This is a genomic window from Bacteroides sp. M10 (genome assembly GCF_014334015.1).
GTDB classification, from domain to species: Bacteria; Bacteroidota; Bacteroidia; order Bacteroidales; family Bacteroidaceae; genus Bacteroides; species Bacteroides intestinigallinarum.
The window spans coordinates 1,407,629-1,431,384 of sequence record NZ_CP060488.1; the positions used below are offsets into that span (position 1 = coordinate 1,407,629).

The following is a 23,756-nucleotide window of genomic DNA, read 5'->3' on the forward strand; positions in this document are numbered from 1 at the left end:
GTTCAAAATTAAAATACAAAAGAGACTCCACCTGTAAAGCTACGTGTCACCGGGTAGTTGGTCACACCGGCATTCAGCAGTTCAGGATCCAGATCCTTCACGGAAGAAAGCACGAACAAGTTGGCACCACGGGCAAAAACCTTGATCTTCTTCACTACCGAACTCGGAGAGAACTGATTGAACGTATAGCTCAACTCGACATTCTTCATACGGAAGAAACTTGTATTCTCCAGCCAGAAGGAAGAATTACGGAAGTTGTTCTCACCGGCAGTCGTCGTCAGACGAGGATAGCTTCCGGTCGGGTTGTTTACCGGATGGTAACGGTCTAATGCCAGTTTGGAGTATTTACTTTCTCCGTTGTTCCAATAATAGGCATTCGTTGCCCAGGTGTGAACACCCAGTTCGGAGTATCCCTGAAGATACAAGCCCCAACCTTTGTAGCTTACACTGAAGTCGATACCCAGTGTAGTGCGCGGGAATGAGTTTCCAAGTTCTTTCACATCACGACCATCGATAACCTTATCACCATTCAGATCCCGGTAGGCGATGTCACCCTCCTGATAATCGGCAAATGTCTGGGTTGCATGTCCGTTGATAGCTACGTCTTTACCAAATAATCCTTCGGCAACCAATCCCATCATAGCATCGGTAGAGCGTCCTACGGTGTAGCGGTATTCTTCACCATGTTTCACCTGATTCCATTTCAATACTTTGTTCTTTGACCATACGAAATTAGCTCCTACCGAGTAAGACCAGTCGTTGACGCGGTCGCTCCAGGTGAACATTCCTTCTATACCGTGATTCAGGACAGAACCCATGTTATCCTGGTAAGTAAAGTTGCCTGTATAATCCCCGTAAGATGCATCGACAGAACCAATGATGTCTGTATGTTTTTCACGGAAATAGTTTATTTCGGTATATAAGCGGTTGTTCAGGAACAGACCTTCCACACCAATATTCCATTCTGCCGCCTTTTCCCATTTCAGATTCGGATTGCCTGCACGAACGAAAGTAGAATAGTAAGCCGTAGCACCGTTGTTCGTTGTTCCGAACCGGAAACTGCCGTCCTGTGCCCAGGCACGTTCATACAATAAATGTTCCGTGCTTCTGTCATATCCCAGAATACCGGCACTCGTTTTCAGTTTCAGGAAGTTCACGTATTCATTGTCTTTCAGGAAATCTTCATTGCTTAGAATCCAGGCAAGACCACCCGCAGCAGAGAAGAAATATTTGTTTCCCGGTTTGAAACGGTTGCTTCCCATCAATGCCATATCGGCTTCCACAGCATAACGGTGGTCGTACATATAATTCAGGCGCAATGCGTAGTTGGCATTGATGATGTCCTGGGTCACTCCCTGATTGGTTGTTTTTGAGTACATATAAGTCAGGCGTGCCGATACATCGTGTTTTTGATTGAATGTATTCTCATAACCGGCAAAAGCATTCCATCCCAATGTCTGTTGCAAGGTAGTCGACTTCCGGCTTTGTGAAGTGGCTACATCTGTTTTCTTCATCTGGGTATACATGATTTGTTCCTCACCGGCAAAGTCACGGTATGTCTTGATGGCATACGTCGGATAGACTTTGCTCAAAGAGAGTTGTAAGTAATCATAGTTGTCGAAAGAAAGGAAAGCACCGGCTTTCAATCCTTTTGTCAGCATATCAAGATCAAATTTCAAACCGATATTGGTCTGACTGCGTGTATAGCGTTCGTCTGTATATCCTCCGTACATGGTTTCCGCATAAGCATTCATCGGCTGCCGGAGACTTGCACCGAATAAAGGAATCCCGTCCGAACCGCCTGCCAGTCCGGTTTCTTCCGGTGACATTGTCAGCGGGTATTCATTCGGACGATGAGTAGACAAAGCCGTAAATACCTGCCCGCAGTCCAGTTGCCCCCATTTACGCATTTCCATACGTCCGGCAACGTCTGCAGATATAGTCAGGAAATCCGTTACATTAAAATCCAGGTTTCCGCGAAGAGTCAGGCGGTGCAATTGCGGAGTATAGGTGACGTCTTCAAATCCGCTACCTCCTACATATCCGGCAATCAAAGCATAACGCACTCTGTCGGTACCTCCCGTCATATCGAACGATACTTTCCGATAATTGGCATTTTTGTTCAACAACTGATCGTACAGATCAACGTTCGGATACAGCAGATCATTGGCTCCTTTGGAGTTTTTATATCCTTCCAGTTGTTTCTGGTTATAGTAAGGAGTCAGTCCATCGTTTGCACGCGCTTCATTATACAGATTAGCATACTGATAGGAATTCAAGAAATCCGGTGTACGTGTCATCTGTACCACACCTACTTCGGCAGTGGCATTATAAATACGGCGGTTGGCCTTTCCTCTGCGGGTAGTCACCCACAGCACACCATTCGCCGCACGTGCTCCGTAGAGAATCTTGGCAGTGGCATCTTTCAGCAACTCGATACGTTCGATTTCTTCAGGAATCAAATCCGCTGCCGGACGCTCCACACCGTCGATAATAACGATAGCCGTATTCTCCGACATACCATGCTGGCCACGGATAAATAAATCAGGCGTATTATTTCCCAATCCGCTGACTGTGGAACGAACTTGCAGACCTAGCATTTTACCTTGCAGCATATTCGTCAGCGTCAAATCAGGGAAGGTTCCGAACTGTCCGTTCTCCAGTACGCTCGTTGCGCCTACTTCATTCCCTTTATACGTCTTGCCACCATCGGCTCTGTTCACCAGCGATTCTTCGGTCAGGAACAGGGGCTCTTTCTTCAGGACAATCTTTTCAGGAACGATATTGCTGCCTGTCAGCTTATACACTTTATCTTCATATCCCAAAGCCTCCACCATGACGGTTGCGTCATTCTCGACCTTCGTCTGAAAACGTCCCTTTGCATCTGTATATAGAACGACTGCACCTTCTCCACAAATGATAGAAACATTCTTCAACGGGCTACCTTTCTCGTCGGTAACAATAGAAACTATTTCCACCAGAGGCTTCTTCACCGACTTTCTCTTTGATTTATTTTGTGCGAAAGTCAGGCTAGAGCCAACGATAAGGACAAATATGAGCCCTATCAGTCTTATATATCTAATCTTGTTTCTCATATACTTTTCTTTATTTTAGGTATCACCATCCGGGGTTCTGTTGAAGATTATCCAAAGCCGCCACTTCATCCATCGGTAGCGGATACCAATAATTACGCTTGTTAAACGTCCGCACGGCTGTCCTCACCGGAACATACTCGTAAGTAAAGTCGGTCAGCTTATAAGTGCAGGCTTTTTCCACTTTCAACTGGTCGGCTGTATAAGAATGGTTGATCGGGGTTGCTTTGACACCCATAATCGGATATTCACCTTTAAACAGGTCTTCAGCAATCATCCAACGGCGGATATCATACCAGCGATGTCCTTCGAACATCAATTCCACACTACGTTCCCGGCGATAAGCTTCTCTAAAGTCAACTCCATCCGGCAGTTCACCGATTCCGGCTCTTACACGAATTTTATTCAAAGCCTGACGAGCCGACATCGTACAACCTGTTACGACTGCATCCGGATCACCTGTCGCTTCAAAAGAAGCCTCTGCCATATCCAGGTAAACTTGTGAAACGCGAATGTACACAGCCACCAGACGATATAATTGGAAACCTGCCTCGCCAAACAAAGGCACACTTGCTTCCGGCCAAATGAACTTCTTACACATATATCCGGTCTGTTGGGAACCTCTCGTAAACTGATTGGTAGAAATAAAATTCTCGGAGTAACCACCCGAATAAGTGGTCAGATAATAGGGAACACCCTGTAAATTCTTTCCCCATTGCTCACCAGGCACAAGGATATTATTAGTGAAGCGAGGGTCTCTGTCCGAATAAGGATTGGTAGTCTTTACCGCATCATAACCAGAACGAGGATCAGTGATCGGATAGTATTTACCATCGGTTCCCTTGCGTTCGTACATATCTACCGCATTTTGTGTCGGAGCATTATAAGGAGTACCTTCGGCACCGGTTTTATTATCGTATGGTTGTGTCAGCCATTGCGCTCTGACGAAAGCAGACCAGTTACCATGGTGCCAACGCAAGAACCACAAATATTCCGGCTGTGCGTACTGATTGGAATTAGGCATTAACTGAATGCTACGATATTCGTCATGATTCATCAGACGATAATATTCGTGACTTTCGATAGCATTGATAGCCTTCTGCGCACTACGGGCAGCTTCGGCAGCCATTTCTTTTCCATATCCTTTGTTTTCAATAGAATTCAGGTCATTCTGCATCAAAGGGCTGGCAGCATAAAGCTGTGTCATCGCTTTTAATGCCATAGCACTCACCCGGTCAGGCCGTCCATGTTCTTCATCAGGCCAGCTTATAGGCAAATATTCAATAGCCTTATCCAAGTCAGTCTGCATCCAAGCATTGGATTCCTGATAAGTTTTACGGGGAAAGTCAAAGTCGTCCGATGCTCCCCATAGCTGATCAAAGATAGGCATCCCACCATATCGCTTGATAATCTCAAAATAGAAGTAGGCACGCAGGAAATGAGCCTGCCCCAACAGTTTTCTCCTTTGGTCGTCTGTGATGGATTTCACCTGATCTACTCCGCTAATTACACGGTTCACGATGCGAAGCCCGGTATAGGCACGAGAAATAGCACTTTTAAAATTCGCTCCATCACTTTTACTTCCTATTTCGAAACGTGTACTGGCATTCTCCAGCCAGTTACCTGCATTGACAAACTTCGACGGATCATTATCGCGGACGGATGCATATTCATCTGATAAATTACCTACCGTTACATATGTATTCGAATAAGAGTTGATACCATGTGTAAAGATTAATATATCACCATTTTGAAAGATGCGGTCCATGAACCCTAACAAACTGCTATAATCTTTATAAACATCATCTTCGGAAAGTCCGTCATCAGGAGAGCGGTCCAGATAGTCCTCACAGCTTCCTACAAACAGCCCCAACAGAATGATCCATATCCAATTCAACTTATGTCTTCTCATATCAGTAAATTTAAAGTGTCTCATAATCCTAATCTAAAACCAATGTTATAACGTCTCACCATCGGATAAACATTCTGTCCCGAATGTTCGGGGTCTCGGCGGGAATCGCCTTTCGAGAAGGTCAACAGATTGCTACCGTTGACATATACTTGCAGTTTTGTCAGACGTAAAGGCTGCAACCAACGCTTCGGGATCTGATAATTCACTTCCAGATTCTTCAGACGTAGATAAGCATGATTGGTATATGTATATGTACTGGCTACCGAATTATAACTTCTCTGAACATGAATGCTGGGACGAACCGGACCGCTTTGAATCAGAGCATCAGCTGTCCATGTATTCAACGTATTCGGTTGAGCCTTGATATTACCTTCCGGGAAGTCCCATAAATAGGAAGGAATCGCTTCTTTATAAACATCCAGGGCACTGTACCACAACATATTGAATCCGAATCCTTTGTAAGAACCACCCAACGTAAATCCGAGTGTGGTTACAGGATAATTCAAATCCTTCATCGGAACCATATCTTTACTGTCGATCATACCGTCTCCATTATAATCGATGTAGTACAAGTCTCCAGGAATCAGCGTATTATGTGTACCATTGGCAATAGTGGACTGCGCCGAGTTATAAATATCATCCAATGACTGGAAGTTTCCCGTTGCCAAATATTTATTCACGTATCCGATTGACTTTCCGGCTTGTTTCAGATACTCACTCTGATTCTTCGGGTCATCAATAAAGACGACACGGTTCTCACTGGTTGCAAAATTAAACTTCGCATAATAATTAAACTTTCCGATACGATCGTTCCAAGTAACATCCAGTTCAAGACCGTGGTTTTTAGTCTTACCCAGATTCACCTGCGGGAAAGCAATACCACTATCAGCCCATGACGGAATCGTATTACGTGTCATCAGGATGTTATTACGCTTTTCATCGAACAAATCCACAGTAAAGTTTAGCTTACCCCACAAACCTATTTCGATACCGATATTCTGTTTGATAGATTCTTCCCAAGTAGCATCGGGATCGGCCAGTTTTCCTTCTTTGTACAAAGGTCCCCAGTTACTGGTCTGATATTTACCAAACTGTGCATTGTCGGAGAGTTGCTCAAACTTTTGGATATAATTGAAACGGGTAGCACCTTTATCATTACCAACTACCCCATACGAATAACGTACTTTCAAGTTTGTCAGTATTCCTTTGGTCCATTTCTTCACCCATGGTTCTTCACTGATACGCCAACCGATAGAAGCAGACGGGAAGAAACCGAAACGGTGTCCCGGAGCAAACTTCTCTGAACCAGTGTAAGCACCGTTAAACTCGGCAAGATAGCGCTCTTTGAAATTGTAAGTGACACGACCTACCCAGTCTTCTTCGTAAGCCGGGAAGTTCATCACATTCTGATTAGTCGATTCGTTCATCTTACGGTTAAACACAAACAAAGCACTTACATCGTGATCGCCAAACTGACGGCTGTAATTCAATGCTAATTCATAATAAAGTTTACGTCCGTAAGCCTTAAAGCCGTCATAAACACCACCGACAGGCAAATCTCCGGGAGCATTTTCATCCGGATAACGTTTCTCGGTATAATTATAAGTAATTGTTCCGTCAGCATTGTAAATAGGATTGGCGTAATCATACACCCGATTCATACGAATATGTGTACGCTGGGCAACCAAATCATCTTTACCCAAAATCTTACCCGGCATCAACTGGGTGGTCCATGATGAAGAAGTAGTATAAGACAACGATGCTTTCAATGATAGCCCTTTTGTAATAAAGTCCAGCTTCTGATTCAGGATTACATCGTAGAAACCTTGATGCTGCTTAATATTACGACTACCTCCTTCGTTCATCAAACAAGCTATATTCTGATCGGAACTTAACCCGTCTCCCCATATTCCATTGCTATATTTAATCGGAAATTCATTACTTGGAGCTGTGAAGAACGTTTTGAAAAAGCGCTCATCCGGAGAATCGACATTCTCATAATAAGATGGTTGGTTCTGATACCCCATCTTACCGGCCACATTGAATGACAGTTTAGTGGTGTTTGTTATATTGAAGTCGAAATTACTACGCCAGTTATAACGACGATAAGAGAAAGAAGGATCAAAATCCTCTTGTTTGGTAGTATTAAAAATATCTCCATCATGCAAATAGCCCAAGGATACGAAATAACTCATTTTCTTCGTACCACCGCGTACATTAAGATTATAAGCCTGTTCATAACCTACGTTCTTCACCAGTTCTTTCCACCAGTCAACTTCAGGAAAGACATCATTATATGGACCGTAATTTCCGGTAGCATACGCATTTTCCCATGCGGCAATGGTAGATTCGGGAACCATTGCCCCCCAGTTACCATCATTAGCCTGTGCTCTGTTATACTGTTTCATAGAGGTCACATAGTCAGACCATTCAGGAGCGGCAGAAGGTTGTTTGAAACCGAAGTTAGCAGTGAATGATATTTCCGGTTTCTGCTCAAGTCCACGTTTGGTTGTCAGCAGAATCACACCGTTCGCACCTTTCACACCGTAAACCGCAGTCGCCGAAGCATCTTTCAGTACGGAAATAGATTCGATTTCGTTCACATCGACATCATTAAAGTCACGTTCGATACCGTCTACCAACACTAACGGAGCAGCTTCTCCCCAAGTGGACTTACCACGAATCAACAAAGAAGCTTTATCAGCTCCCGGCTTTGAGGTGGAGTTAATGGCAACCACACCGGGCATCTGGCCTTGCAAAGCTTCGGAAACGGAGTTCACGCTACCTATCTTTAATAAATCATCTCCTTTTGCAGTAGCAATGGAACCAACACTGGATACCTTTTTCTGTACACCGTATCCAACCACTACCACTTCTTCCAGTGTCTCCGTATCTTCTCCTAAAGAAATTACTCCTAAAGTCGTTTTATTCTTTAAATCCAGTTCCAGAGTTTTATAACCCACATAAGAAATGACAAGTATGTCTCCTTTCGATGCCTTCACAGTAAAATTACCGTCAAAATCAGTAATCGTACCGCTTCCCGTACCCTTTACGCGAACACTGACACCAATCATCGGTTCACCAGATACTGCATCCTTCACTTGTCCCTTCCAATAGTCTTGTTGTGCCTGCACGTCCAGCGTACAAAACAAAAAGCAACAAAGACACAAGAAAGAAAAATAAAGTCTGTCTCTTTTCATAAACATTATTTTTAACTGTTAACAAATTCTTTATCTCAAGACACAAATTAAGCGGGAAAATCTTCAAATGAAAAGGAAGAATCTCCTTAAAACCCGTACAAATGTGCAAAATAGATTTCTCTACTACATTTCTGAACAAATCATTTCCACATTGGCTTTATAACGTGCTCTTTGTCTACAGTGATGTTATATATGCCATCGTTTCCCTTCTCCAGGATGAGCGGAACAATACGTGTTTTACGAGGCTGTACAGTGGAGTCCGAATGGTGAACGTGGTAAACATAATAGTATTTTCCATCCAGCCCTTTAAACACATCTCCATGTCCCGATCCGTTTTCTCCTACCAGGCTACGATGAATGATCGGACTGTTCGGGTGCTTCTTCCACGGACCCAAAGGGGAAGAAGCAGTGGCATAGCCTACCGAGTAGTCGATATTCATAAAATGATTGGCAGAATAAAAGAGGTAATATACCCCGTCCCACTTCATAACAGTCGGTCCTTCCATTACCGGTGCGGACTTATAATTCGGAGTCTTTTCCCAAGGCTCCGTGCAGTCCATGCATTGTTTCAATGTTTCCGGTTTGATACTTCCCTTCTTTATGTCAAACTCGGCTACCCAAAGGTAATTACCTTTATTAAAGCGGACATGATATAGGTAGTATTTCCCATCATCGTCTTTGAACAGGAATGAGTCGATATTTTTAGCGGAAGCATCTATCGGCTTGACTTCCTTCTGACGAAAAGGTCCGAATACCGATTTTGAGGAAGCAATCACTGTTTGCTCATTAGCGGTATAAGTGAAATAATAAGTTCTTTTATCCTTAAAGTATTGAGGTGCCCAGAAGCCTTTTTCACCATACGTTCGATCTCCTTTCCGAAGTATCATTTGCAGGGAAGTGCCATCAGGTACCGTCCAATGCTCCAGATCACTCGACTCAAGGATAGCAAAGCCCAACGGTTCCTGATTACGTGTACCTGTGAGATAATATTTTCCGTTCTCCACAAAAATAGTAGGGTCGGCATACATAATTTCTTTCCAATCATCAGCACACAATTGGAAGGCAGACATAAATGTCACTCCCAGAACAAGTGTTACTCGTGATAAGATTTTATTGAATGTATTCATCAGTCTGTATCTTAATTGTTATACCATTTTCTATCAATTCAGCTCCCATGCCAAACGAGGTTGCTCACCGTCAAGATTCCATATAGAGGTATCCCAGTCGAGAGTACGAATGGCTTCCATCAGGTTATCGATGGTAGTCAGGCCGTTATAACGATCTACCGTAGTGATTGCACCTACGTTTACACTAGCCTGGTCAGGCAGTGCTGGATTGTTTGGGAACACACATTCCATAGCAGGGTTAGCGTAACAGGAATAAGCCACATTCTGGCTGTACCGTCCACATACCTTACCCGACTTGGGTGCAGCTTGAGAGAATAAATATGTGTTCCATGCCACGCAGTGATGAACGGTAATACCGGAGCCTGTTACGTTATTAGCGTTACCCATGATACCTCCCACCTGATTTTGTGCCGATACATCGCAATCGCTCCAACAGTAGGATATGGCAGAAGTAGTAGAAGCACCGGACATCGGTTGTACCCATCCGGCAATACCACCGCCCGGATTAGCTACCACCATGGGAACCGCTTTCATCACTCCGTGTGAATAGCAGTGGGAAATATTGCTTCCAAGCAACCGGCTGGCAATACCGCCGACGCATGACTGGGTAGTGATATCACCTATATGATAACACTGTTCTATAACAGCTCCCTCACGCGCTTCACCGCAGATACCACCTGCCGACCACAAAGCGGTAATCTTCGTCTCCGAACCACATTGATAAATCTTACTTTCTGCTCCGTGAAGTCGTCCGCAGATACCGCCTGCCTGACCGTCATCCCATGCATTGTTTCCCGAAGTTAAATTGATAGTGCCCGATACCCGAACATTTTCCACTATACCCGCACCGGAAACGTTACCTGCCTGCCCGGCTACAATACCCGCAAGCTTCTTATCAGCGGTAACTTGCGCGTTCGTAAACGTCACATTGGCACATCGTCCCGTCAACATGCCGAAGAAGCCCTGATAACCGGATGAAGAAGATGTAATTTTCAGATTATTGATAACGTGTCCGCAGCCGTCGAAATCCACAGGTCTGACAGCAGTGGCTTCCACCGGAGTCCAGTCCATCCCTTGCAGGTCGATGTCCGCACCCAGACGTACGTAAGTAGTCTGTCCGTCTTTGAGATATTCACCGAGCTTGGCCAAGTCTTTGGGCGCAGTGATGATATATGGATTACCGATACCACCCTGTTTTTGTTGCAGATAGAAAGTCATGGTACTCTTCTCTTCGTTGACGGCAAGATCGTCAGACTTCAGTTTCAGACCGAGCACGTATTTCTTGGTATTGTCCAGTGTAGTAAGATCATGGAAACGCAGACCGACAGCATGCAACACATCGTCACCTTTGAAGTCGAGACTGTTGGCATCCAGGTCGTAGTTAGCCGCAGGCAATAGCGTGTATTCCTCGCCAAACGAGTGGGCATCGACTACTGCAAATTCCGCTTTTGCTTCCTTTTCGCAATGGCTCTTCTCTACCATAATGGTATATTCATATTCAGGCTCATCCAGATATAGGTCATACTTGCCAGTCTGATTAAGTGACAAAGTGATACCGGAATAAGTAACTTCCGCCTTTTCCGGCTGCGTCAAATCCATAACTTCACCACAGGAAACCAATGAAAACGCCATCAACGACGCTGCAATAGGAATATATCTTTTCATAATTCAATTCTTTTTTAATGATTAAAAAACAGGGATTACCATACCAACATTGTCACCTGACAACCACACTTTTCCACCATCTATCCGAACTACTTCCATCTCCATCTCTTCTTTGAGGAAAGAAACTCCCCGGAATGAGAATGCCGCCCTTATTTTCTGACCGACAGTTGCAGGTTTCCCGGTAAACTTCACATGAATGTATTTGCTTTGATCCGAATTCTGCAAACGATAAGTCAGGCGCTTGGAATTGATTGCAGCCTGAACCTGTTCCTGCTCCGCAAAAGTACAAACTCCATCCAGACTATAAAATCCTATTTCGGTATATCCCGTTATATCCTTTCTATCAACCCCGTTTTCAGCATAATCCGTTTCTGCGCAAGAGGCGAAAACCAACAGGCATGCCAATAATACATATATTACTTTCATAAGCGAATAAATTTAAGATAATTACTTTCTAATGGTTGCCGACAATGTTTCTACCGATCCATCCTTATAAGCCACTTCGGCCGTAAGCACTTGTCCGTTCAGGTTCTTATTCACTATATCGATTTCCCGTCCATCCACTTTCAACTTGTAAGAAGCGGCATCAGCCGGCAAATTCAACAGTTGCACCAACGCATACCCATCCACTTGCTGATATTTCAACAGCGGAAACTCTCCCGTCACAAGCTTAGTTTTGACATCATCTTCCCACAACACACTGTCATCCGACTTCAGCAACGCTACATGATATGTTGTACCGGGAACAAGATTTTCAACCAGTGTATAATCGCTTTCCGAATCAAGCGGCTGACGCACTACCTCTGTCCCGTCCTTGTCCGTCACCGACAACACTCCCGTCTTATCAACTCCGTTACCCCAACTAATAAATAACTCCTGTTGCCCTTCGACAAGACTGGAAATAGCCAGCCCATTTTGAGCAGCGATGAAATCAGGATATAATAATGGATTGGGATTGTAGAACCCGTTTGCATCCAGTCCTAAATAACGGGAAAAATAAATTCCTCCAAGCTCCCACATTTCAGTATTCGCATCGTAAACAGCTCTCGCCCCACCGGGAACAACGCTAAAACGCCCGGTAATGGCATACGTATCATATTTCTTGAATACCTCATAAAAAGTCTTATACCAATTCTTCGGATACCAGGAATAACTCTCAAAAAGACTCTTGAACTCGGCAGCACTAACCGGTGTACCGGCATTCGCCTTTTCAGCTATCAGATTAAGATATTCGTAGATTTTCATTCCGGCTGTATAACCATTCTTGGTTCCCCATTCTCCCAACGCATCGGCCACATGAGGATTCAACGCACGCACCATAGAGAATTCCGTGCAAATCAGTTTTTTGGTTACACCGTACTTATTGCGGATGATCCGGAAATCATCTTCCGCCTGATTGATATTCAATGCGTGAACATGCAGGTCGAGTCCCACCACATTAGGATTGTTATTAACCACAGAGACTACCGCAGGTACCGTTTCGCTCTTCGGCAACTCGGACACACGATTCAATGCCCCGGCATAAATATCAAATGTCCAGCCGTTCGCCTGCTTCCAAGTAGTCAGCCGATTGGCAAACTCATTCAGAAATGCCCGGTAATCTTCACCATCCGCATGACAGAGGTCGGTATCCAATGCATTTTCCCACTCCGGTTCGTTACCCATAACCAAAATGTCAATATTCTGCGCCATCTGGTAAGTTTGCAGTAACACTTCCGTTGCCCGGAATATATACTCCATCTCCTTCGTTCCTACTTTGGGAACCGTATCGGTATATAATTCAAAAGGTATTTTCAGGCTTAATATGAACTTCACACGGTCGCCCAACGCTTTCTTGGCCTGGATAAATTTCAGTGTGGGAATATGTGTCTTGATGGCTTCTTCTTTCACGCCTACAATCTTCCCGTTTTCATTTTGAAGAAACAGAGTGGGGATATTGACAAACCCTCTCACCCAATTCACTTTCGACTGCTTCAGCATCTCTATTTCCGTAATCGGGTAGTCTATATTTTCATTATAGTTCGCCCCCAAATCCTGCGCCTTTGTTCCCATTGAACATAAGAACAGCAATACAAACATTAAAAAAGCTTTCATTTTCATATACATACTTCAAGGTTAATTGTCCGACATCGAACAGAACAAAGGTAGAGAAATAAATCCCGCTAGAATAGAACGATTGTTTTATCAACGGGATTTATGTTCAGAATAAACATTTGACCTTATTTTAATGGTTCTTCTTCTACTTCACTGCGATAATAACCATCCACTTCGGCAAAGAAATTCTGTTTCAGAGAATCGAGAAGTTCGGGGTGTTGGGCCGCCTCGTTCTGATGTTGAGTCCGGTCGGCTTTTACATTGAACAATCCGTATTCACCCAGGTTGCCTAATTCATTTCCGGTCAGGTTGCGTTCGGAACCTTTATAAGGAGGCATCATGATCCAGTCGCCCGAACGGTAAGCCATACGTCCCTGTGCTTCCAATACTACATCTTTGCGGGCAGTTGAAGCTTTTCCGAAGAAAGCATCGAGGTAATTCCGGCTATCCAGCCCTTCCGGCAAATCGGCATGTACCATTGAACCCAAAGAAGCAAGGATATCCACCTGGCAAACCAGCGCATCAGATACAACCGGCTGAATCTTTCCTTTCCAATAAACAAACAAAGGAATATGCGTACCGCCATCAAACAGACTGTACTTGCCTCCGCGAAGTCCTCCTGCAGGAAGATGATTGCCTGCCAACTCCGGAGCACCGTCTTTGTAACCGTCATTCAAAACAGGACCGTTATCGCTGGAGAAGATAATCAGTGTGTTTTCCAACAATCCTTCTTTCTCCAGGTGAGCAAGCAATTCACCGACACACCAGTCCGCCTCAACGATAGCGTCACCACGAGGCCCCATGGTTGTTTTGCCTACAAAACGCTGGTGGGGAGCACGGGGTACATGAGGTTCGTGCAGGCCGTAGTACAAGAAGAAGGGAGCATCCTTGTGTTCGGTTACAAAATTCTTCACCTTATCTACAAAATAGTCGGCCATGTCCTCGTCTTTCCAACGGGCTTTCTGACCGCCTTTCATATAACCGATACGGGGTATTCCGTTTACTATGGAGTTATTGTGTCCGTGTGCCCACTGCATCTTCAGCATCTCCGGGTGAGAGATGGCAGTCGGTTCTCCTTCAAAATTCTTCTCGTAACTTACTTCGATGGGATCAGCCGGATCGAGTCCCACGACATCGCCGTTTTCCACGTAAACGGTCGGCACACGGTCATTGGTTGCCGCAATCAGGCAAGAGTAATCGAAACCGATTTCCCTGGCACCCGGTTTGACGGTTTCATTCCAGTTGACATTTCCGTCGCCCATACCCAAATGCCATTTTCCGATAGCTCCGGTCACATAACCACATTGCTGCATCATCTTCGGCAAAGTGAACTGATGCTCATTGATGATAAGAGGAGCATCGCCGGGCAGGATTTTTGCATCCTTATTTTTCCACGGATACATTCCGGTCATCAAGGCATAACGACTGGGAGTAGACGTCGCCGAAGTGGCATATCCGTTCGTGAAGCAGACTCCTCCATGAGCCAGACTGTCGATATTCGGGGTATGAATGGTAGTCGATCCATAAGCGCTGACATCGCCAAATCCCAGATCATCGGCAAGAATCACAATCACATTCGGTTTTTCTTCTACTTGCTGCGAGGTACAACCAACCAAAGACAATGTAGGAACAAGATAGATTAATGTTTTCATCATATTATGCAGTTAATAACGATGCAAATTTAGCCACCGCTTATCTATTTATATAGAACAAATGTTTAATAATGGGGAGTCATGTCCATCCTGTACTTATTCCCCCGAAAAATACATCTTTTACCTCATGAAAACACCCAAAAGAAGGTGGCAGTTCTTCTTTGGGATATTATTGCAACTATTTGGTTCAATATCAAAAAACAGTCTTTATAAGATTATCTACCTTTGTTTCTATCAAAAACTCCTACGAATCACCGTCCGGAAAAGAAGAATTATCATCATACTATTTACTCAAAAAACACACTATCATGAAAAAACTCATTCATACTTTGGCACTACAAAGTATAAAAGTAAAACTCTTGGGACTATTACTCTTTTTAGCGGGAAACTTACAGGCATGTTCCGATGAAGAAACCGCATCCATTCAAGTCAATGCGGATGTGCTCTACTTTAACGGTACGGGAGAGACGCAGGAACTGCAGATAGAATCTTCAGGGGAATGGACTGTCACAGTGGCCAAAGGGGGAGAATGGTGTCATTACAAGATGAAAGAAAATGCACCCTCTGTCCTGTCCGTATCCACAGACGCCAATCAAACCGGGAAAGAACGCCTGACCCGGTTAATCATCTCTTCCGGCTCCGCTGAAAAAAGAGTGGAAGTCTATCAGAGGGCAGCCTCATCCTCCACCACGCCCACTTATCCGCAAGTGGATTCAGATCTGCCTCTTTCTTCATTAACCGATGAACAGGGGAATATTCTGCCTGATTTCAGTAATATCGGCTATATGGGTAGCGAGCAGGAGATTCCCGATGTAAAAGTGGTAGAAACCATCGAAGCACCCGCAAACGGGGCAGATGCCACCCGGTTAATCCAGAATGCAATCGACAAAGTGGCTCAAATCACTTCCGCAACCAATGGTTTCAAAGGAGCCATCCTCCTGAAAAAAGGATGTTACAGCATTTCAGGAACGTTGAACATCCGATCATCGGGAATCGTACTTCGTGGTGAAGGAGAAGATTCTAAAACGGGAACCGTATTGATTGCCACAGGAAAAGGACAAAGAACTCTCATTAAATTTGAGGGTACGGGTTCTTCTTCTCCCAGTAGTCCTTCTCTATTCAATATAAAGGATGATTACGTTCCGGTAGGCCAGTTCTGGGTGAGGGTTTTAAATCCGTCCTCTTTTCAGGTAGGAGATAAAGTGACCATCTATCGTCCCGGAACCGCCCAGTGGATCAGTGATCTGAAAATGAATCAGATTCCGGAAAGAACCACCGGAGACCCTATTGTACAATGGACTCCCGAAAGCTACAACCTAAGTTACGAACGCACCATCACTCATATTATAGACGATGCGCTGCACTTCGACAATCCCATCATGATGGCTATGGAAACCCCATATAATAAAGGTGCCGTATTCAAATCGAGCTTCAAAGGAAGAATCAACCGGTGTGGAGTTGAGAACATGCTGATAGAAAGCGAATATACGTCTGATACCGATGAAGACCACGGATGGGTTGCCATAGAATTTAATAAGATGGAACAGAGCTGGGTGCGCAATATCACTTCCAGGTATTTCGGCAACGGACTGGTTAGTTTGAACTCCGGAACCCGGTATGTAACAGTGAAAGACTGCAAATGCCTGGATGCAAAATCCATCATTACCGGTGGAAGACGCTATTCTTACAATATGAATCAGGCACAACAATGCTTAGTGATAGACTGTGAAGCCACCGAGGGACGCCATGACTGTGTTACGGGCAGCAAGGGAGTCGGTCCTAACGCATTTGTCAGAGTCAACATACGGAATGCACATGGGGACACAGGTCCTCACCAGCGTTGGAATGTAGGCACGCTCTATGACAACATCAACAGCGACGGTCCGATCAATATACAGGATCGCAGTAACTGGGGAACAGGACACGGTTGGGCCGGAGCCAATCAGGTACTCTGGAACTGCACCGCCAAAGAAGTATGTGTTCAGAATCCCTGGGTATCGGCGAAGAATTATAGTATAGGAACTAAAGGAACCAAACATGCAGGAGACTTTAAGAATCCGGTTCGTCCGGACGGTGTTTGGGTAAGGGCCAATGCCACCGTATCACCTGCCTCTCTCTTCGAAGCACAACTGGAATTACGCAAGCGGACGGGAAGACTTTATCATTAAAGAAGTTGCGCAAAAGAAGTTGACGCATTACCTGTCAATTACATACAACAATCCCCTTATTTCAACCCTGTCTTATCAATTAAAAGGGAGAAATAAGGGGATTTTCTTTAGAGGAGTTTCAACCTGTGAGATGTCTATTTACCGATTACCGCATCCCATGTCGTTGCAAAACGGAAGTTACCGATGTTTCCTTTATAGTTCTTGCGATACCTGTAATAGATTGACTTCAGCCCGTTTTTCAGTTCATCTCCTTCGGCATTTGCAACCAGCCCATTTGCCGGTTCGCCCTGACTCAAATCCGGATTGACATACAAGACAGCCTGCTTCTTGTCGTAATCCACTTTCAGTACCAATAAATGCGTCTGGTTGTAATCGTAAGTTTCAGTACCCTCGGTACAATCCGTACGTACCGCCACACCGAATTTAATCTTGTCTTTCCCTTCACCGGCCACAAACACTTTGCCGCGCACAGCCCTGCTAAGCGGATTAATATCCAAGCCTGCAAAATCATAAAACTTAGTGGAACCCAGTTTCTCGAAATTGACCAGAAAAGCCAGATAATACGCACCACGGGCATACTCCTTATTACTCTTCGTCAACGGATAAACACTCACCCGGTTCAACTGCCCTTCGCCCGCCAGATTAATCGACGGTCCGCTCTCATTGTAACCTTTATAAGAAAGCGGCTCACCGATAACAGGTCCCTCTTCCACTTCCACCGCTTTCGCATTGAACGCACCATACCAGGTATTGAAACGCGGTGTATCCTGATCGCTCGTATAAACTCCCTTTTCCAACTGATCCCCGGGTTTATACCCTTTCAACAAATTATTCCTCAAGGATTGTGCATGCCCCATCAGAGCAACAGCAACCATGATTACCAATAAACATACTTTCTTCATCATTCAATATTTTATTTAGTTTGGATAAAACACTTATTTCTGATAATAAAGGTCGAAAACGATGGTAGCGTCGGCAGCATCATTGGAGCCATCCAGTTCATTGATCTGACGAATCAGCATAATACCTATCTTACCGTTCTTCGAACTCTTGAAAACAACTACGCCATTCAGATCGAACCGGTCTCTTCCCGCAGACTCACCAGGCTTGATGCTCTGCACAGTGATACGGTCTATCTTCGAAGTTCCATCGAACAAAGCCGGAGTCGCCGTTTCCGAAATTTCCGCCAACTGATCGTTTCTGACTAAATCTATAATGTTCTTCTCCTTTTCGATACTTTCCTGAAGCACCAGGAATTTAGTCTGAATATCGGCATATCCCGGGAACATCGTGATAGCAGTCTCTTTATCCTTGGCATCATCTTTGGACGTTGTGAAAAGATTCGTCCCGTTACATCTGAAGTTCCTAAGATTATGAGCAATCTTATCGAAATTACCAAAAGCAAAAGCAGGACCGGAATAAGTGTTTGCAATCAAATCTATCTCCGAACGGCGTTTCTTGTTCTCGTCGGCATTTAATGTAGGATCGTCGTTCATGTAGCAGGCAGTCTGTATATCCAACTGGCCGGCATCGGTCACTGTCAACAGACAGCCGAAATCACGATTCTGCGCACTTCCCATCATTTGATTTTTGAACACCAACACTTTGGCTCCGGGTTCGGGAGGCGTCACCTCTTCTTTCACCGTGCAAGTTACCGCATCAAACATCACCTCTTTCGCTTTGCCATTCATCGTGTAAGCCACTATCAAAGAATAAGAGCCTACCGGCATATTCTCCGGAACGGTGAAAGTCAGATTTCCACTTGCCAGACTACTGTTGGTCATCGGAGTATCTTCGATAGTAAGCTGCTTACGCAGGCTGACTTTCGTTACCACCACATCTTCCCAGTTACTCATTCCCACCGTTACCGAAGCACCGGCTTTCAAACTACCCAGAGTGGCTTTTGCGGCATTCACGTCTGCAAACTCAAGTTCCTTTTCTTCGGGTTCCGGCTCCGGTTCCTGCACTTCAACAAACCGCTGATAGGTATATGTTTTCTCCGTTTCCGGACTGCCCGTATCATATCCGTAAGTGATCTCTACCGTATTGCCGTCCTCACTTAGTTTGAACCGATGCTTGTCTCCGCTCTGATAAATCAATACCGATTCATCCACCACACGATATTTGCCCTGCAAATCCACATGTTCGAGTGCCTCCGTCTCTATATTATAGGTACAGATGTACGAAGTGTGATCGGCATTGAAGGTCGCTACAAACTTCTGTGATGTGCTTTCACGTGTCCAGATTCCCTCCAGCAGGTTATTTCCCAGGTTCTTGTCCCAGTCATCGTCCTTGTCGCAGGATACAAACAGGCAGGACGTAAGAGACAGTAATACATAAGACACCAGATGCAGTGTCCGATTAAAAAGAATGCTTTTTTTCATAATAATATGTTTTTCAATTCAACAAATTCTACGATGGTAAAAATAGGCACTTCCTTTCCAATCTATTTTCTAATATGCACCAAAGAATTGCAAATTCCTTTTCGCACTTATAATTTTCCGTCGAAACCTTATAAGAATCGTTCAACTATCTATCTGATAGGGAAAAGGGCACAAAATAATGGGAGTCTTTGGGAGGTATTTTGCTGTTTTTTGCTATTTTTGTTGCAAGTAAAAACACTCTTTCCTTAAAATCATCCACTTATGAAAAGACTTTTTTGTACATTGCTGCTTGCTATTTCCGTACAGTTTCTTTTTGCCAATCAGCCTTATCATTTCTCTCATTTGTCTGTCAAAGATGGATTATCCCAGCTGAACGTCACCTGTATCTATCAGGACAAATTAGGATATATATGGTTTGGTACACGCAACGGACTCAATAAATTCAACGGAAATTCCTTCGAGGTTTACTGGAACCATGCCGACGATCCGCACAGTATCAGTAGCAATATCATTAATTGCATGGCGGAAGATGCAGAAGGCAACCTGTGGATAGGCACAGAAAACGGCCTGAACATGCTCGACAAGAATAAGAACGAGTTTAAACGGTATCATATCAACCAGCAGGAAAACAAGGACAAGAACAAGATTACCTCACTTTGTCTTGACCAGCAGGGTACCTTATGGGTAGGAGCCGCCTCCGAAGGACTGTTTGCCTACACTCCCCAAGGAGATTCCCTGAAAAACATCTCCACCAAAGAGCTGAAAGGAAATTGGGTAAATGATATTATTGAAAGGGACCACAAACTCTACATCGCCTCCTACAACAAAGGACTGCTTATCTACGATTTACAGCAACAGGCAGTAGTCCGTTCCTTCCAACAAAATTCCGAATCACTGCCTATCCCGTCGAACCGGATCAGAAAAGTGCACATCGACAGAAAAGGAAATATATGGCTGGGAAACGACACACACGGCGTCTATGTCATCAAACACGATCCGGCGGAAGTGGTGTGTTACAATACCCGGAACGGACTATCCAACAATAACGTCCGTTGCATCAACGAGTCTCCCTCGGGTGAAATATGGATAGGCACTTTCGACGGTCTGAACATCCTCAATCCGGTGACCAACCGGATACAAACCTATCGCTACGGCACACAGGGCACATTGAGTCATCATTCCATCTACAGCATTCTGTTCGACCGGATGCAAACCATCTGGATCGGAACGTATGCAGGAGGTATCAGCTACTATAACCCTTACGGACATCTCTTCGACTTTTACAGTCCCAGCTCGTCCCTAAACAAAACCCTGGGTATCTTAGGTCCTGCCATCGAACACGACGGGACTTTATACATCGGAGCCGAAGGAGGAGGATTGATTACTTTCGACCTCGAACAGCAGACTTTCCAGCAATACATACTCCCGCACAATCCCGGTGAGTCGATGCAAAGCGTCATTAAAACCGTCTATTACGACAAGAACCGGATTTTATGCGGAACGAGCATCGGGGAAATCTATGAATTCAACCTGCACAATCACCATTTCTCACTGATCTTTCAGAATAATGACCGGAATCCGATTTACCACATCAGTAAAAGCATTTCCGGAGAACTGATTGTAGGTTCTACAAGTCCGAAAGAGGGACTGATGTTTATTTCAGATATCCCATCGCTTCACGTGCAGACCGAATTTGCCGTAAAAGGCGAGGGCACTTTCCGTTTTGCCAGTGTCATCTGTGTATGCGAAATCAGTAACGATGTGTTTCTAATCGGCACTAAAGAGAAAGGCTTATTCTTTTATGACAAGATCAATCACTCCCTGCTTTCCTACAACCACACCAACGGACTAACTGCCAAACATATCAGCAGTATTCTAAAGGACCGTTCCGGCAGGATATGGATCAGCAGCATGGATGGCGGACTAAGTGAATTCAACATCACGACCGAGCAATTCACCACCTACAATGAGAAAAGCGGCTTGCAAAGCAATCAGGTTTGCAAAGTGGTGGAGGGAGCCGACAACAGTTTATGGATCAGCACGCTAAATGGCATTTCGAGATTAGACCTCCGTACCCGAAGCATCACCAATTACAACAAAGAAAGCGGAATACAGATACAGGAGTTTTCTCCCTGTGCAGGATTCCGCCTGTCCGACAACCGGATTTTCTTTGCCGGCAACAACGGTTTTACCCTGTTCAACCCCAATGATATTGTCACCAACCCCAACGTCCCTCCCATTATATTGGACAAACTATATATCAACAACAAACTGGTATGCCCCAACGACAAAGAAAATGTACTGCAGGAGAACATCTCCACCCAAAAGAAAATCGTACTCAATCATAATCAGACCAATATAACCATTGAATACTGTGCGCTGAACTATATCTTCAACAGCAAAAACGAATATTCCTACAAACTGGAAGGGTTCGACTCCGACTGGAACAAGGTCGGCAACCGACGCACTGCCTACTACACCAATATTCCGGCCGGAACTTACCACTTCATCGTGAAAGGCTCCAACAACGACGGAATCTGGAATGAACAGGGAGCCACACTGGAAATCGTTGTCCTGCCTCCCCTGTGGAAGACCTGGTGGGCTTACTTGATATACAGTGCCGTCGCCATTGCCCTGATCGCTTTCATCATCCGCTATTTTACGGAGAAGAAACGCCTGCAAAACAACATCAGGCTCAAACAGATGGAAGCGGAAGTGCACGAAGAGTTTTATCAGGAACGGAACCGTCTCTTCACCAACTTCTCGCATGAACTGCGTACTCCGTTGACCTTAATCATGGCTCCATTGGAGGAATTCGTAAGACGAACGGATTTGGTGGATGATGTTCATTACAAATCCCAGCTGATGCTGCGCAACGCGCAACGCCTGCTCCGTATCGTCAACAACCTGATGGACCTGCAAAAGAATGAAAGCGGAACCATGAAACTACAAGTTTCCGAGCATGACATCGTCAAGTTCACACACGAAGCGGTAAGCTCTTTCCAGGATCTGGCACTGTACCGGAACATCCATTTAAGGTTCAAACATGCCGTAGACGAGCAACCGGTGTGGTTCGACTGGAACCTGTTGGAGAAAGTTTATTTCAACTTCCTCTCCAATGCTTTCAAGAACGTACCGGACGGAGGTTCCATACGAGTGGAACTGAATGTGAAATCACTCTCCGAACTTGCTATCTTCGTGCCTGCCAGACTGAACAAGTATAAGGACCCGGAAATAAAATACCTCACCGTATCCATTCAGGACAACGGTGTCGGCATTGATCCCGACGAACTGGAGAAAATCTTCCGTCCTTTCTATCAGGTAGCACAAAACGAACATTCCAAATCGGGAACGGGCATCGGACTAAGTCTAAGCAAAGCCATTATAGAAATGCACCACGGAGTGGTATGGGCAGACAACGCTCCCGACTCCGGCGCAGTCTTCCAATTTGTCCTGCCTATCGACAAAAACGGTTTCGACCCGGAAACGATGGTAGAATCATCCTCCAACGAAACCGTATTATTTAATGTGGAACTTCCGGACACTGCTTTCGAAGCCGAGCATTCGGGCAAGAAGCAGGCCACGATTCTGATAGTAGAGGACAATCGCGACCTGAACAACTATATCTGTTCCTGTCTGGCGGATAAATACAACGTAATAGGAGTGACCAATGGTGAAGAAGCACTCGCCAAGGCCATCAACCTGCTGCCAAACCTGATTATCACCGACCTGATGATGCCGAAAATGAACGGTATCGAACTGATCCGGCAACTGAAGAAAGACATGAATACCAGCCATATCCCTATCATCATGGTCACTGCCAAGACGGGTACAAACGATATTAAAGAGGGATACGCCGCCGGAGCGGACGAGTACATCACCAAACCTTTCGACGCTTCGATATTGAAAGTCAGAGTGGACAACATCATCCAAAGTCGGGAAAGGCTGAAAGACCTGTACAGCAAAAACTTCTCGCTCGAATCCCTGGGAGTGGATATGACATCTGTGGACGAGAAATTTATGCAGAACTTGTATGCCACTTTGCAGCAGAACATTGCCAACTCCGACCTGAACCTGGATGCTTTCTGCAGAGAACTCGGTTTAAGTAAATCGAACCTCTACCGGAAAATAAAACAGATCACCGGATATTCGCCGAATGAATTTATCCGCAACTTCCGGTTGGAAACTGCTGCCAAGATGTTGAAAGAAACAGATATGACAATTACAGAAGTATATTGTGCGGTGGGTTATAACAGTCTGGCCTATTTCTCCAATTGCTTCAAGGCATTGTATGGCGTTTCACCAACCGAGTTCAAGAACAAAGCGGAGGGAAAATAACGCCTACTGTCATCCTTCAAAACGATTAAATGTTTGATTGTTGCACCGTAACAGATTATTATTTCATCATTGTATCTAAGGTTTTTCAGTGCAGAGATTAAGGATTTTCAGTGCAGGAATTAGT

The 23,756-nt window shown here is 44.8% G+C and carries 12 protein-coding genes; 2 read left to right on the forward strand and 10 right to left on the reverse strand.

The genetic code is table 11. The features are described 5' to 3' along the window. Positions 1–8: 8 nt before the first annotated feature. The 8 genes from H8796_RS05205 to H8796_RS05240 form a co-directional block, all read right to left on the reverse strand. Complete coding sequence (locus tag H8796_RS05205) at positions 9–3,095, reverse strand: SusC/RagA family TonB-linked outer membrane protein (protein ID WP_117933258.1); 3,087 nt, start codon at positions 3,093–3,095, stop codon at positions 9–11. 22 nt (positions 3,096–3,117) lie between these two features. Beyond that, entirely contained in the window at positions 3,118–5,004 is a 1,887-nt protein-coding gene (locus H8796_RS05210) for a RagB/SusD family nutrient uptake outer membrane protein (RefSeq protein WP_117933540.1), read from the reverse strand. 20 nt (positions 5,005–5,024) lie between these two features. Next, a complete protein-coding gene (locus tag H8796_RS05215) occupies positions 5,025–8,204 on the reverse strand; it encodes a TonB-dependent receptor (protein ID WP_117933542.1) in 3,180 nt (1,059 codons plus the stop codon). A gap of 140 nt (positions 8,205–8,344) precedes the next feature. Continuing rightward, positions 8,345–9,331, reverse strand: a complete 987-nt coding sequence (locus H8796_RS05220; protein ID WP_117933260.1) for a glycoside hydrolase family 43 protein — start codon at positions 9,329–9,331, stop codon at positions 8,345–8,347. Positions 9,332–9,364: 33 nt separating this feature from the next. Beyond that, positions 9,365–10,996 carry a DUF1735 domain-containing protein gene (locus H8796_RS05225; RefSeq protein WP_117933262.1) on the reverse strand — a complete coding sequence of 544 codons (1,632 nt, stop codon included), beginning with the start codon at positions 10,994–10,996 and terminating at the stop codon, positions 9,365–9,367. A 21-nt stretch (positions 10,997–11,017) separates the two neighbouring features. Further along, entirely contained in the window at positions 11,018–11,422 is a 405-nt protein-coding gene (locus tag H8796_RS05230; protein WP_117933263.1) for a hypothetical protein, read from the reverse strand. 21 nt (positions 11,423–11,443) lie between these two features. Beyond that, complete coding sequence (locus tag H8796_RS05235; protein WP_117933265.1) at positions 11,444–13,102, reverse strand: hypothetical protein; 1,659 nt, start codon at positions 13,100–13,102, stop codon at positions 11,444–11,446. 113 nt (positions 13,103–13,215) lie between these two features. Beyond that, positions 13,216–14,742 carry a sulfatase-like hydrolase/transferase gene (locus H8796_RS05240; protein ID WP_117933543.1) on the reverse strand — a complete coding sequence of 509 codons (1,527 nt, stop codon included), beginning with the start codon at positions 14,740–14,742 and terminating at the stop codon, positions 13,216–13,218. Between the two features lie 308 nt (positions 14,743–15,050). On the opposite strand from H8796_RS05240, the gene H8796_RS05245 reads away from it, so the two are divergent. Then, the gene (locus tag H8796_RS05245; protein ID WP_117933267.1) at positions 15,051–16,910 is read left to right on the forward strand and encodes a BACON domain-containing protein; all 1,860 of its coding nucleotides are present in this window, start codon (positions 15,051–15,053) and stop codon (positions 16,908–16,910) included. Positions 16,911–17,044: 134 nt separating this feature from the next. Here the strand turns inward: H8796_RS05245 and H8796_RS05250 are convergent, their stop codons facing one another. Both H8796_RS05250 and H8796_RS05255 read right to left on the reverse strand, forming a co-directional pair. Then, the gene (locus H8796_RS05250; RefSeq protein ID WP_009001294.1) at positions 17,045–17,815 is read right to left on the reverse strand and encodes a hypothetical protein; all 771 of its coding nucleotides are present in this window, start codon (positions 17,813–17,815) and stop codon (positions 17,045–17,047) included. Between the two features lie 30 nt (positions 17,816–17,845). Further along, positions 17,846–19,294 carry a hypothetical protein gene (locus H8796_RS05255; protein WP_117933269.1) on the reverse strand — a complete coding sequence of 483 codons (1,449 nt, stop codon included), beginning with the start codon at positions 19,292–19,294 and terminating at the stop codon, positions 17,846–17,848. A gap of 261 nt (positions 19,295–19,555) precedes the next feature. Here H8796_RS05255 and H8796_RS05260 point away from each other — a divergent pair, with 261 nt between their 5' ends. Beyond that, positions 19,556–23,632, forward strand: a complete 4,077-nt coding sequence (locus H8796_RS05260; protein WP_117933271.1) for a hybrid sensor histidine kinase/response regulator transcription factor — start codon at positions 19,556–19,558, stop codon at positions 23,630–23,632. The last annotated feature ends 124 nt before the right edge of the window (positions 23,633–23,756 follow it).